Below are 12,970 nucleotides of genomic sequence, written 5' to 3'. Positions count from 1 at the left end.
GGCCTTCCTTCGTTCGCGACCGCCCGGCTCGCGCGCCCCGCGCAGTCCTCGCGCTCACGAGGTCTCCTCGACGAGGGCACCGAGGTAGGCGTCGGCGACCGTCGTGTCGTCGCGGATCTCGTCCGGCGTGCCGGCGGCGATCACCCGGCCGAAGTCGAGCACCACGAGCTCGTCGCACACGGCCATCACCAGGTCCATGTGGTGCTCGACGAGCAGCACCGCGCACGGGTCGGCGTCGCGCTTGGGGAGCTGCCGCACCAGCTCGGCGAGCTCGGCGATGTCGTCGGCGCCGAGGCCGCCGGCGGGTTCGTCGAGCAGCAGCAGCCGGGGCCGCGCGGCGAGCGCGCGGGCCAGGGCGACCCGCTGGCGTACGGCGAAGGGCAGCGTGCCCGGCGCGGCGTCGGCGTGCCGGGCGATCCCCAGGTCGTCGAGGACGTCCAGGGCGTGCTCGCGCAGCCGGCGCTCGTCGCGGTCGCTGCGGGGCAGCCCGAGCAGCGCCGACCCGAAGCCGGCGCGGGCGGTGTGCGACGCGCCGGTCATCACGTTCTCCAGGACGCTGAGACCGGCGAAGAGCCCGGTCCCCTGCAGGGTCCGGGCGATGCCGAGTCTGGTCAGCCGGTGCGGCCGTGGTCGCAGCGGACGACCGTCGAGAGTGAGCGAACCCGTCTGGGGCGTCACGAAGCCGCAGATCACGTTGAACAACGTGGTCTTGCCGGCGCCGTTGGGCCCGATCACGCCCACCACCCGGTTGGGTGGCACTCGCAGCGAGACGTCGTCGAGGGCCGTGAGGCCGCCGAAACGGACGCCGATGCCGTGCAGTTCGAGCCCGCGTTCCATCACCCATCCCTCTGCCGTGGCGGGTGTTATTTACACTCGCAGTGTACGTTTCTCGGTTATGGCGTCAAGACCTTCGATGCGCTGACGCGACCGGGGCGGCCGCCAACGGCGACCACCCCGGCCCGACCCGCTCAGTAACTGGGGCAGGTGTTGCGGTACTCCTCGATCGCCGACCCGCTCGGGCCCGGGCAGAGGAACTGCTCGTAGCGGGTGTCGTCGTCGACGAACCGCTTCAACCAGGCCACCATCTGGCGGGCCGTCGGCGTGTTGACCGTCTGCGGGAAGAAGTGGCTCGCGCCGTTCAACTCCAGGTACGCCTTCTCGGCCGAGGCCGGGATGCTGGTGTAGAACGGCACCGAGTGCGACGCGACAGGCGCGACCGTGTCGCTCTCGCCGCCGATGATCAGCGTGGGCACCCGCAGCTCGGACCAGCTCTTGTCCGTGTTCCAGGGCGCGAGGGGCACCGCGGCCTGCAACGACGGCCGCGCCGAGGCGGCCTCCAGGCTGCCGCCGCCGCCCATCGAGTGGCCGGCGACCGCGAGGCGGCTGCTGTCGATGCGGCTGCGCACCGAGCTGCGTTCGGTGAGGTAGTCGAGCGCGGCGAGCAGCTGCCGGCCACGGCTGTCCGGCTGGTCGAACCGGCTGTTGGTCTCGATCCCGATCACCACGAAGCCGTGCGAGGCGATCCGCGGCCCGAGCCAGCTGATGCTGGACCACGCGGCCGTGTAGCCGGGCGAGATGGCGACGGCGCCGAACGTGCCCTCGCTGGTGCTGGTCGGGTAGTAGATGACCCCGCCGCCGAAGCCGGTGACGCTCAACGAGGACACGCTCTGCGAGGCGGTGGCGAAGGGGCCGCGGCTGGCCTCCAGGATCGCGGTGGTCGGGGCGGGGCCCCGCTCGTACGGGCTGGCCGCCTGGGCGGGGGCGGGTCCGGCGAGGACACCGGCGGCGAGCAGGGTGGCGGCCAGCGCGAGCCGGACGGCGCGAGCGGGCGCGAAACGGGGACGGGTGGTGGTTGGTGACGACACGTCGGGCACTCCCTAGAGTCGAGCGATATCGACGTTCGTCAGTCTTCGCCGCTCCGCTCGGCCCCCGCATCGGTGAAATCACCAGTCCCGCCCGCAGATCGGATCTTCTGCGCGTTTCGACCCTCCAACCAGGGGTAGGGGTGCAGGGGCCTGCCCAAACGCTCCATGGAGAGGTTCACACCAGTGGATTCCAGCAAGCCCGCCGAGGCGGTCAAGAACGTCGTGAAGACCGCCTCCGAAAAGATCGCCGACGCTCTGACGCCCGAGGTGCCCGGCGCCCCGGGCAGCGCACCCCCACCCGTCGAGGAACCGACCTCGCCCCACGACCCGCTGCCGCCGAAGCCGGAGCAGGGCCAACCGCAGACCCGTACGCCGACCGGCGCCGAGACCGGCGTGCCGGCGGCCGCGAAGGGCCAGCAGGGCGCGTACCTCACCACGGCGAACGGGGCGCGACTGCGCGACACCGACCACTCGCTCAAGGCCGGGCCCCGGGGGCCGGTGCTGCTCCAGGACCACCACCTGCGCGAGAAGATCACGCACTTCGACCACGAGCGCATTCCGGAGCGTGTGGTGCACGCCCGGGGCGCGGGCGCGCACGGGGTGTTCACGGCCTACGGCACCGCCGAGGCGGTGACCCGGGCCGGCTTCCTCAAGAAGGGGCGCGAGACGGAGGTCTTCGTCCGGTTCTCCACAGTGCTCGGGTCGCGCGGCTCGGCCGACACGGTCCGGGACACCCGTGGCTTCGCGACGAAGTTCTACACCGACGAGGGCACCTTCGACCTGGTCGGCAACAACATGCCGGTCTTCTTCATCCAGGACGCCATCAAGTTCCCCGACATCATCCACGCCGCGAAGCCGCACCCCGACCGGGAGATCCCGCAGGCGCAGAGCGCGCACGACACCTTCTGGGACTTCGTCTCGCTGCACACCGAGGCGCAGCACCACGCCATGTGGAACATGTCCGACCGGGGCATCCCGCGCTCGTACCGGACGATGGAGGGCTTCGGTGTGCACACCTTCCGCCTCGTCAACGAGGCCGGGGAGACGGTGCTGGCGAAGTTCCACTGGAAGCCGAAGCTCGGTGTGCACTCTCTGACCTGGGAGGAGGCGCAGCTGCTCGGCGGCATCGACCCCGACTTCCACCGCCGGGACCTCTACGACGCGATCGAGGCCGGCGCGTTCCCCGAGTGGGAACTCGGCATTCAGGTCTTCCCCGACACTCCCGAGGAGACCTTCGCCGGGATCGACCTGCTGGACGCCACGAAGATCGTTCCGGAGGAACTGGCGGAGGTGCAGCCGATCGGCAGGCTGGTCCTCAACCGGACGCCGACGAACTTCTTCGCCGAGACCGAGCAGGTCGCCTTCCACCTCGGCCACCTGCCGCCGGGCATCGACGTCACGAACGACCCGCTGTTGCAGGGCCGGCTCTTCTCGTACGTCGACACGCAACTCACCCGCCTCGGCGGGCCGAACTTCGCGCAGATCCCGATCAACCGCCCGCACGCCGCGGTCAACGACATGCTGCGCGACGGCTTCCACCAGCACGCCGTGCACGCCGGGGTGGCGCCGTACCGGCCGAACTCGCTCGACGGTGGCAACCCCTTCCCGGCCGGCGACGCCGAGAACGCGTTCCTCGACGTGCCGGTGACCGTGGCGCAGGCGCCCAAGGTTCGGGCCAACCCAGCGTCGTTCGACGACCACTACAGCCAGGTACGCCTGTTCTGGCTGAGCATGTCGCCGGTCGAGAAGGAGCACATCATCCGGGCGTACACCTTCGAGCTGGGCAAGTGCTACCACCAGGCGATCAAGGAGCGCCAGCTCCAGTGCCTCGCCAACATCGACCCGGTGCTGTGCGAGCAGGTCGCCACCGGCCTGGGACTGCCCGCGCCGCAGCCGACGGTGCCGCTGGCCGACGTCGCGCCGAGCCCGGCCCTGTCGCAGGTCGGCGGGGCATGGCCCGCCGACGGTCGCACGGTCGGGATCGTCGTGGACCCCGACGGTGACCTGGACGGCGTCGGCGAGGTCCGCCGGGCCGTGTTCGAGGCCGGCATGGTGCCGCTGCTGATCGCCCCGCACGGGGGCATGGTGGGCGACATGCCCGTCCAGCGGACCTTCGCCACCGGCCGGTCGGTCGAGCTGGACGCGCTCCTGCTGGCCGGGGCGCCGGTGCCCGCACCGGACGCGCTGCCCGCCCGGGACGCCAAGGCCGGCCGGCCGGACGCGGCGACCGTCGATCCCCGCGTGCTGCTCCTGGTCGAGGAGTGCTGGCGGCACGCCAAGGCGATCGGCGCCTGGGGCGCCGGCGTCACCGTGCTGGAGCAGGCCGGGGTGGCCGGCACCCCGGGCATCGTGTCCGCCGGCTCGGGCGCCGAGGCGCTGACCGAGGTGCAGCAGCTGATGGCCGCACACCGGGTGTGGGAGAGGTTCCCCGCCTCGGTCGGCTGACCGGTCACCGACGAGGGCCGTCCCCCGCTTCGGCGGGAGGGCGGCCCTCGTCGTCGTGGGCGAGCAGCCGGTCGATCGCCGCAGGCGGCTCGTCGACCACGCGCGCCTAACCCAACCCGTTCCGTGTCAGCCGATGTCGGCCAGCCGCGGCAGCACCTCGTCGCCGAGCCGCCGGGCGAACTCCACGGGGTGCCGGTCCGGCGTGACCTGCACCTCGGTGACGCCGAGCGCGGCATAGTCGGACACCTCGGCGAGGAACGCGTCGAGATCCTCCAGCGGCGGCTTGGACGCCAGCACGGTTTTCTCGATGCTGTCGTAGTCGCGGCCCTCGGCGGCGCAGTGCCCGCGCAGCACGTCCAGCTTGTGCGCGATCCCCTCGGCGCCGGTGCCGAACAGGTTGCAGGCATCGGCGTACCGGGCGACCAGCAGCAGCGTCTTCTTCTCGCCGCTGCCGCCGATCATGATGGGCGGGTGCGGACGGCGCAACGGCTGGGGCGAGTTGATCGTCTCCGTGAGCTGGTAGTGCCGCCCGTCGAACGGCCCGTTGTCGTCGCTGAACATCTGCCGGCAGATCCGCAGCGTCTCCTCCAGCCGCTCGAACCGCTCGGCGACCGGCACCACTGGCACGCCGAGCCCGCGCTGCTCCCGCTCGTACCAGGACGCCCCGATGCCGAGCCGGGCCCGGCCCCCGGAGAGCACGTCGAGGGTCGTCACGGTCTTGGCCAGCAGCCCCGGATAGCGGTACATCACGCCCGTGACCAGCACACCGAGCGTCATTCGACGGGTCTGCGCCGCGACGAAGCCCAACGTCGTGTACGCCTCCAACATCGGCTCCTCGGCCGGGGCCAGCGCCTCCATCTGGAAGAAGTGGTCCATGACCGTGAACGAGGCCACGCCGGCCTGGTCGGCGATGGTCGCCGCCTCGGTGAGGGTCGGCGCGATGGCGGCCGGATCGGCCGGAGTCGAGAAAGTCCAGTAGTGCAGCCCGAGCTTCATGTTCGGCACCTCCGCGATCGAGCCTAGTAGTGGTCGGCCGCGTGCCCGACGCTTCGCCGCGAAGATGGTCTGGTCGGTGTCCAGCGACCCGCCGGACGAACAGCACGCCGGTGAGCACCCGGGCGAGCAGGAAGCAGACGGCAGCTCCGAGCAGCCGGAGACCGGGCGGCGCGGCGACGCGACCGGACGGCAGCGCCCGCGCGGAGCCGGACGACAGCGCCCGCGCGGAGCCGGGCGACGACCGACCGACGGGGTACGACGATCCGTGGGACACGTCGACCATGCTCGTCCCGCCAGGTCCGGACGCCGTCCGTGGATTGTCTTCGTTCTGTCACAACCGCCGGTCACCATTGGAAAAAAGCGGCGATCCCGCTCTCCGAACCCCCCTTGTTGTCGCCAAGCCGTCCGCACGGCTGTGACCTCGACCGTCATTCACATGCTTACATGCAACCATGTTTTACCCAGCCGAGACGAGCCACCACTAGGGTCAGGACGCCGATCGATGGTCGTCCTCGGCGGTGCGAAAACCATCCGGAGTGTTCGTGGGGAACCGGAAGGGGTTGGGCAATGCAGGGAATTCCGGTCGCCTCGCTGGTCATCGGCATCGCGTCCTCGCCGGCTGAGCGCCGGCAGTTGGCCCGTCTGCTCGGCGGGACCGACGCCTTCCTGATCGTCTCGAACGTCGACCAGGCACGGGAGTTCCTCGGGGTGGGCGAGCTGCCCCCCGTACCTCCTCCCGTCCCGGCCGTGCGCACGGAGGCCGCGCCACGCCCGCAGCCGCCGCCGGATCTGAGCGTCGACTCCGACCGCCGGGTGGTGTGCTGGCGCGATCAGGAGATCGACCTGACCCGGCTGGAACACGACGTCCTGCTCTGCCTCGTCGACGCTCCCGGGCAGATCTGGACCTACGAGCGACTGCACCTCAAGGTCTGGGGCAACCGGCACCTCGGCCGTGGGTCCGACATGCATTCGGTCGTCCGTCGGGTGCGCCGCAAGCTCGCCCGGCTGGACGCCGCCGCCACGATCCACGCGGTCCGCGGCGTCGGCTTCCGGCTCGCCCCCGTCTGACACACCGCGCCGACGAGCACCGGGGAGAAACAGGTCGTGGGCGACGAGCTGACCGAACGCCTCCGCCCACTCCCGGCAGCGGCCCCGCGTCCCGCAGACCGGGCAGCGACCGGCAACGGCCTGGTGCTCGATGAGGGTCCGCCGCCATCGCGCCTCCAACCGGGCGAGCGTGGGGGCGGTCATGGCCTCGCACCGGCCGCTGCGGCGGCAAGAACGTCGACGCTGACCAGCACCTCGAAGCAGAACGGCTGCGAGCAGTCGGCGGACTCCCACGCACAGTCCGGGCCGTGGCCGTACACCCAGGCGAAGCGCGGGTCATGAGATTCGTGGACGGACACGATGACGATGTCGTGGTGTGTCTGGCCCTCGATGCCAGGGCTGGGCTGCCACTCGGTAGGCCGCACCGACATCCGGGTGCCGGGGCCGGGCATCTTCCGGGCGGTCACCGGACCGACCCGTCGTAGTGGTGAGCTGGTCGGCCGGTCAGAGTGGATACCAGTTTGCGGATCATCGCTCGCCCCTCGCCTCCGGAGCAGAGTCGGCCGGTCATATCCGGCACGGCGCCCCTGCCCTCCCTGGCGGGACCGGCGGCGCTGAGCGCCCACATCACGTCCGACAGCACACCGGCCACTGATCCCGTAAACATGACGCTACGGAGGGTTGCCTGCGGTCAGGAGGACGCGGCTGTCCGCCGTCAACCGATCCTGTCCGCTACTCGCCCGTGCTGGTCCGGTCGAACTGCTCGTACACGTCACGCAGGTCGGCAGCCTCCGGTGCGCCCGTCCGCTCGACCCGGCGCAACACCTCCCGCGCCCGCCACCAATTCGACGGCACCACTCGCCCCGACGCGACCGCCTCCGCGGCGAACACCGACGCCTCATCCGGTCGTCCGGCGGTCACCAACGCCAGCCCGAGGTCCAGTCGAGCCGATGCCGCCCGCCGGGGCCGCTCACCGCCGTCGCCGCGCGGATCCAGGTGGGCCAGCACGGACCGCGCGACCCGCTCGGCGGCGGGGTCACCTGCCCACGCCAGCGTCGTCGCCGCGTACGCCTCAGCCTTTGCCGGGTCGTACCGGTAGTGGTGCTCCGCCCGTTCCGGGACAGGCAGGTTCGCAGTCAAGCGTTCCACCCGGTCCAGTGCCCGACGCGTCTCACGGACCGCGCCCATCCGCGCCCATGCCCGCGCCTCCTGCGCGGTCGCCTGAATGTGCGCGGAGCTGCCGACAGGCGCCACCTGTTGCGCCTGCCGCGACAGGTCCAGGGCACCCCGGTAGTCGCCGAGGGTCAGCACCTCCCACGCCCGCGTCTCCAGACACCAACCCTGAATCTCCGGATGCTCGGCGTGGCCGGCGAGCCCGGATGCCGCGGTGAGGTGCGCGGCGGCGGCGCCCGGCTGTTGCAGGTCGATGTGCACGGTGGCCCTCAGTACGGCCAGCCAGCCGCCCGCGACGACGAGACGCCGTTGCTGGGCGAGGGTGACCCGGCCGCCGAGTAGTCGGGTGACATAGGCGAGGTGCTGACGCACCATCGGCAGCAGGTCGACCGGCGCGGTCGTGGGGTACAGGCTGGCGAGGTCGTCCACGCCTCGCTCGATGCGGGCGAGGGTTTCGGCGCTGACGTCGCAAGCAGCGACCCGCCGGAGCAGTTCGTCGGCTTCGGCTTCGTGGTCGACGGGCGCGCGCACGAGGCGGACAAGAGCACCGTTGGCGTGCAGTGCCTGGTCAAGGTGCTGGGCGGTTTCCACGGTGGGTGCCTTGCTGCCGGCCTCAAGTTCGTGCAGGTGGCTCTTGCCCCGGTGGGTGAGCTGACCGAGGGCCCGCAGGGACAGCCCGGACTGCTCGCGGAGCTGACGAAGCGTGTTGCCGAAGCGCGGGTCGACGTGGGACGTCATGGCTGTGCTCCCAGGTAGCGGTCTGGGGGGTGGGCCGCCCACCGCTACAACCGGCGGCACCACCAGCGCTCACGCTACCCGCAGTATCGCGTCCGGTCACCCATCGCTGTAGCGCAACGACCGGCTCGCCAGGAGCGCTCCTGACCGGCCGATCGAAGCTGGTCCGGCCCGCCTGGTCGAGGACCAGGCGGGCCGGATCGGTGGTGCTACCGCTCAGGTGTCAGCACCGGATGGGCGCCAACGCGAAGTTCTCCACCGCGGGAGTGGTGGTGCTGATCTTCGTCTGACGGGTCTGGGGCTTCCAGCCGTCCTTGGCGACGATCATCGTGAGCGGGTTGTTCCGACGGTCCACCCAGTAGGCGTACTTGCCGGCGCTGTCGGTCGCGAACGTCCACGACATCGCCCACGAGTCGACCTGGACGACCGCGCCGGCAATCGGCGAGGTCGCGCCCTGGCAACTGGTCCCGGTCACCGTGCCCATCAGCTTGCCCCAGGTCTTCGGGGGCGTCGCCGTCATGGTCACCGCCACCGGCGCCACCGAGTACGGTGTGTTCTCCTTGATCGTGACCGCACCCGAGTAGGTGCCCGGCTGGTCCACGTTCGCCGTCATCCCGACGGTGACCGTGACCTTCTCACCCGGCGCGAGGGTGACCGTCGACTTGTCGATCGTCATCCAGCTGACGTCGGCCGCCGCCTCGACGCACCCCTCGAAGCCCGGCAGCACCTCACTGTCCGGTGCCGCGTTGAAGCTGCCCGACGAGCCACCGATCTTGTAGAAGCCACACGCCGCGCCACCCCGGTACCGGGCGGTGTTGGCGTTCGGCAGGTTCGACCACGAGCTGGTGGCCGGGTCGTAGGCGAAGCCGGCGTTGCTGATGGCGCCGCCCTGCGAACCGCCCACGACGAGGAGCTTGCCGCTGGCCACCGCGTACGAGCTGGCCCAGTTGTCCGTCGGCGCGTCGGCGATGGCGGTCCACGTGTTGGCACCCGGGTCGTAGGCGTAGCTGGCCTTCTGCGCCGCGGTGCCGTCGTTGCCGCCAGTGCAGTAGAGAACGCCGTCGATCCCGCCGCAGGAGGCGAAGGCCACCGACTTCGGGTAGTTCGCCAGCGTCTCCCAGGCGTCGGTGCCCGGGTCGTAGCGGACCACCGTGTTCGACATCGGCAGACATGCCGAGGTGGTGCAGCCGCCGACGGCGTAGAGCTTGCCACCGACGACCGCCTGCCCGGCCGCGGACCGCGGCGCCGGGTTGTCGGCCAGTTCGGTCCAGCTGTTGGCCCCCGGGTCGTACGACCAGGTGGCGGCGTCGGGGCCCTCGGCGCCCCAGCCACCCGTTGCGATGATCTTCCCGCCGACCACGCCCACGGTCAGCGCGTTGCGGGCGCCGGGCAGGTCGGCTGCCGCCGTCCAGGTCTGCGCGACCGGGTCGTAGGCGTAGGTCTTCGCGGTGGAGGCGCTCCCGTCGCCACCACCGATCGAGTAGACCTTGCCGTCCAGGGTGACCACCCGGTTGTCCATGATGTTGGTCGGGAAGTCGGTGATGTCCGTCCACGGAGCGGCCTGCGGGCCGGCCGCGGCGGCGGTCGCCGACGTCGCCTTGCCGGACGCCCGGGCCGCGAACGACGTCGGGACGCTCAGCCGCTGCTCCGGTGCGCCGGCCGCGCCGAGCACCTGCTGCCGGGTCACCCGGGAACCGTCCGCCCGCAGCAGCTCGAAGCCGTTGTCCCGCTCACCGAAGCCGACCTCGACCGGCGCTCCGCCGGTGTTGGTCACGGTGAACGTCCTGGTGGCCTTCCCGTTGGGCATCTGGACCGTGGCGCTCACCTGGGTGGGCGTCACCGACAACCGGCCGGCCGCGAGGACGAAGTTCGCGGCGGTGGCCCAGTCGGGCTCGACGTCGACCTGCTTGCTCTGGCTGACGTAGTTGCCGGCCGTCGCGGTGAACTTGTGGGTGCCGGTCAGCGTCGAGTAGATCCAGTAGAACCCGTCGGGCAGTCCCGGGTCGTCCGGGGTCGCCACGGTGACCGCCTTCTCGGCGGGCCGGTCGTTGCTGGTGACGGTGGCGCCGTTGACGTAGCTGTTGTCGTTCTTGTCGCGGACGTTGCCCACGACCAGGCCGCCGTCGACCGGCACGCAGGTGACCTGGCTGCCGATGAGGACGTTGTCGACCTCCCACCACCACTCGTACGAGGCGTCGTAGTAGTGGAACCGCACCTGGACCTGCGCCTTGCCGGCCGCCTGCGGGATCGGGATCTCGGTGAGCTTCGGGCCCCGGACGTCGGTCTCCTGCCGGAGCACGTTCGTCCAGGTCGCGCCATTGTCGATGCTCAGGTCGACGTCGGCGGTGTCGTCGTTGAGCTGGTTGAAGTCCTGGTTGAACCGGATGACCGGGGCCGTGACGCCGGTCAGGTCGACCACCGGGCTGACCAGGGAGGTGTCCTGGCTGGTGCCCGCGCCGTAGTCATCGCTGTCGATCATCGCGAAGTTGCCGGTGCCACCGGTCAGGTTGCCCCGGCCGCCGTCGTCGGTGAACTTCCAGACCTGACCGCTGCCCGCGTTGTCCACCACCGTCCAGCCGGCCGGGGTGGTCGTCGCGTCGAAGGTCTCGTACTCGCCGTCGGAGCCGAACGTGTAGCCGGGCGCCGTCGTGCAGGTGGTGGTGTTCACCGGCACCGCGACGTTGGCGGTCACGTTGCGCGTGCCGACCACGACCTCCTTGGTGACGGTCTGGTAGCCCGGGTACTGCGACTCGTACCTCAGGGTGTACGTCTGCCCGGCCGGCAGCGTGATGCTGTATCGGCCGTTCGAGGGCGTCGTGTAGTCGTAGACGCCGGACGGGCCGCTCACGGTCACCTTCGCGTACAGCGGCCAGCCGTGGCCGGAGCCGTCGGTGACCGAACCGGTGACGTTGACGCGCGGCACCGCCGTCAGGGCGACGTTGAGCGTCGTGGTCGCGCGGTTGGCGACCGTCGCGGACTTCGTGGTGCTGCCGTAGCCGAATGCCGACACGACGACCTGGTAGTCGCCGGTCGGGACCTGGGTCGAGTAGGTGCCGTCGGCGCCGGTGGTGATCTCGCGCGAGGTCGGGCCGGTGAGGGTCACTGTCGCGCCGGCGATCGGTGCGCCGGTGGCCGCGTCGGTGACCGTGCCGGCCAGGGTGCCGACATCGCCGGTCGGGGCGGCGTTGAGCAGCGCGAGGGCGTCCAGCCGGCCCTCACCGTAGACGTTGTTGTCCGCGGCGGTGCCGCCGCACTGGGCGTCGGCCTTGTCGATCGCGGTGCCGTTGAGCAGCGCGCGGGTCCCGTCGACGTCACCGATCAGCGACGGCGCCGCCGAGTACAGCAGGGCGATCGCGCCCACCAGGTGTGGGGCGGCCATCGACGTGCCGCTGGCGGTGCCGTACCCGTTACCGGGAACACTCGACCGGACGTTCACGCCGGGCGCGGAGATGTTGGGCTTGATCTCGCCGTTCTGCCCGACGCCCCGGGCCGAGAAGCTGGCGATGGTGTTGTTGACGTCGTACGCGCCGGCCGAGTAGTTGCTGGCGAGGCTTCCCGGTGAGCCGCTGGTCTGGCACGCCGGCCCGCTGTTGCCGTTGGAGAACACCCCGAAGATGCCCGACGCGGCCCAGGCCAGCGTCACGTCCTCCATGAAGGGCTCGTTCGACGGCTCCCGGGTGCCCCAGGAGTTGTTGATGATGTTCGGCCGCTTGCTGGCGTCCGGGTTCTGACCGCTCAGGTCGGTCGGTTCGAGCATCCACTGACCGGATTCGATCAGCGCCGCGTCGGTGGGGCAGCAGCCGTTCGCCGCGATCCACGTGACCCCGGGCGCGACGCCGATCTGGTTCGCGCCGGCGGAGCCGGCCATGGTGCCCATGGTGTGCGTACCGTGGCCGTCGTCGTCACAGGGTGCGTCGGCGCACGTCCCGGCGGCGTTGAACCAGTTGTAGTTGTGGTCGAACGTGCCGTCGCCGTTGTTGCCGCGGTAGGAGTTCACCAACGCCGGGTGGTCGTACTGCACACCGCTGTCGATGCTCGCGATGGTGACGCCCTCGCCGGTGACGCCGTACTGGGACCAGACGTCGTCGGCGTTGATGTTGGCAACGCCCCACTCCACGGAGTTGACGGTCTTCTCGTCGGTTCCCTTGGTGAGTTCCGGCAGCTTGTAGGCGACCGGGGCGTAGAGGCCCTCGACCTCCGCGTGGGCGGCGAACTTCTGCGCCATCGCCAGGGAGCCGCTGTTCACCTTGATGGCGTTGGTGGCCCAGAAGGTCTGGTACTTCGTACCCGAGCTGTCGAGTTCGGCGCGGATCTTGCCCTGGCTGGCGGCGGCGGTCTCCCGCAGCGTCTGCGCGACGGCCGCGCCGCGCTTCGTCCAGTCCTTGATGGCACTGGCCTTGCTCAGGTCGGCCCGGTCCTTGAACCGAATCCAGAAGTCCCCTGCGCTCTTGGCCTCAAGCTGGCGGGCGAGCTCCGGTCGGATCTTGTCCCCGGCGGCGGTGCCCGCTCCCAACGAACCGGGCGCGGCCTGCGCGCCGGAGCCGACGCTGGCCAGGCATGTGGCGGCGAGGATCATCGCCGCGCTGGCGCTGACCAGCGATCTGGCCGTGCGTCTCCATTGTGGACGTCTGAACATCGGTGCTGCCTCCCTCAGAACGACCCAGGGGTGTTATGGGCCATGGTGAGGAGTGCGCGAGATCCAGCTCGAC

The 12,970-nt window shown here is 70.9% G+C and carries 8 protein-coding genes; 2 read left to right on the top strand and 6 right to left on the bottom strand.

Going from position 1 to position 12,970, the window contains the following annotated elements; all coding sequences use genetic code 11:
- Window positions 1-54: 54 nt before the first annotated feature.
- Together ACFYPR_RS20980 and ACFYPR_RS20975 are read right to left on the bottom strand one after the other, a co-directional pair.
- Window positions 55-837: an ABC transporter ATP-binding protein gene (locus tag ACFYPR_RS20980; RefSeq protein ID WP_387261778.1), complete on the bottom strand. Its 783-nt coding sequence runs from the start codon at window positions 835-837 to the stop codon at window positions 55-57.
- A 131-nt stretch (window positions 838-968) separates the two neighbouring features.
- Window positions 969-1,865 (bottom strand): alpha/beta hydrolase family protein, encoded by an 897-nt coding sequence (locus ACFYPR_RS20975; RefSeq protein ID WP_387261775.1) that lies wholly within the window; start codon window positions 1,863-1,865, stop codon window positions 969-971.
- A 183-nt stretch (window positions 1,866-2,048) separates the two neighbouring features.
- On the opposite strand from ACFYPR_RS20975, the gene ACFYPR_RS20970 reads away from it, so the two are divergent.
- The gene (locus ACFYPR_RS20970) at window positions 2,049-4,310 is read left to right on the top strand and encodes a catalase (protein ID WP_387261772.1); all 2,262 of its coding nucleotides are present in this window, start codon (window positions 2,049-2,051) and stop codon (window positions 4,308-4,310) included.
- Window positions 4,311-4,436: 126 nt separating this feature from the next.
- On the opposite strand, the gene ACFYPR_RS20965 is transcribed toward ACFYPR_RS20970, so the two are convergent.
- Window positions 4,437-5,306: an LLM class F420-dependent oxidoreductase gene (locus tag ACFYPR_RS20965; protein ID WP_355066444.1), complete on the bottom strand. Its 870-nt coding sequence runs from the start codon at window positions 5,304-5,306 to the stop codon at window positions 4,437-4,439.
- A gap of 567 nt (window positions 5,307-5,873) precedes the next feature.
- Between ACFYPR_RS20965 and ACFYPR_RS20960 the strand changes: the two genes are divergently transcribed.
- On the top strand, window positions 5,874-6,374 hold the full coding sequence (locus ACFYPR_RS20960; protein ID WP_355066443.1) for a winged helix-turn-helix domain-containing protein: 501 nt from the start codon (window positions 5,874-5,876) through the stop codon (window positions 6,372-6,374).
- A gap of 179 nt (window positions 6,375-6,553) precedes the next feature.
- Here ACFYPR_RS20960 and ACFYPR_RS20955 read toward each other — a convergent pair whose 3' ends face one another.
- The 3 genes from ACFYPR_RS20955 to ACFYPR_RS20945 form a co-directional block, all read right to left on the bottom strand.
- The gene (locus ACFYPR_RS20955; RefSeq protein ID WP_387261768.1) at window positions 6,554-6,820 is read right to left on the bottom strand and encodes a hypothetical protein; all 267 of its coding nucleotides are present in this window, start codon (window positions 6,818-6,820) and stop codon (window positions 6,554-6,556) included.
- A gap of 265 nt (window positions 6,821-7,085) precedes the next feature.
- Window positions 7,086-8,264, bottom strand: coding sequence for a helix-turn-helix transcriptional regulator (locus ACFYPR_RS20950; protein WP_354861846.1), 1,179 nt, complete (start codon window positions 8,262-8,264; stop codon window positions 7,086-7,088).
- A 220-nt stretch (window positions 8,265-8,484) separates the two neighbouring features.
- Window positions 8,485-12,897 carry a S8 family serine peptidase gene (locus ACFYPR_RS20945; protein ID WP_387261765.1) on the bottom strand — a complete coding sequence of 1,471 codons (4,413 nt, stop codon included), beginning with the start codon at window positions 12,895-12,897 and terminating at the stop codon, window positions 8,485-8,487.
- Between the last annotated feature and the right edge of the window lie 73 nt (window positions 12,898-12,970).

Origin of the sequence: Micromonospora sp. NPDC005254, from assembly GCF_042872525.1 — a bacterium.
Taxonomy (GTDB): domain Bacteria; phylum Actinomycetota; class Actinomycetes; order Mycobacteriales; family Micromonosporaceae; genus Micromonospora.
This window is presented reverse-complemented; position numbering and strand designations above follow the sequence as displayed.

Coding starts and splice junctions, on each gene's coding strand:
- ACFYPR_RS20980 (WP_387261778.1), bottom strand. CDS start 837: ATGGAACGCGGGCTCGAACTGCACGGCATCGGCGTCCGTTTCGGCGGC.
- ACFYPR_RS20965 (WP_355066444.1), bottom strand. CDS start 5,306: ATGAAGCTCGGGCTGCACTACTGGACTTTCTCGACTCCGGCCGATCCG.
- ACFYPR_RS20960 (WP_355066443.1), top strand. CDS start 5,874: ATGCAGGGAATTCCGGTCGCCTCGCTGGTCATCGGCATCGCGTCCTCG.
- ACFYPR_RS20950 (WP_354861846.1), bottom strand. CDS start 8,264: ATGACGTCCCACGTCGACCCGCGCTTCGGCAACACGCTTCGTCAGCTC.
- ACFYPR_RS20945 (WP_387261765.1), bottom strand. CDS start 12,897: ATGTTCAGACGTCCACAATGGAGACGCACGGCCAGATCGCTGGTCAGC.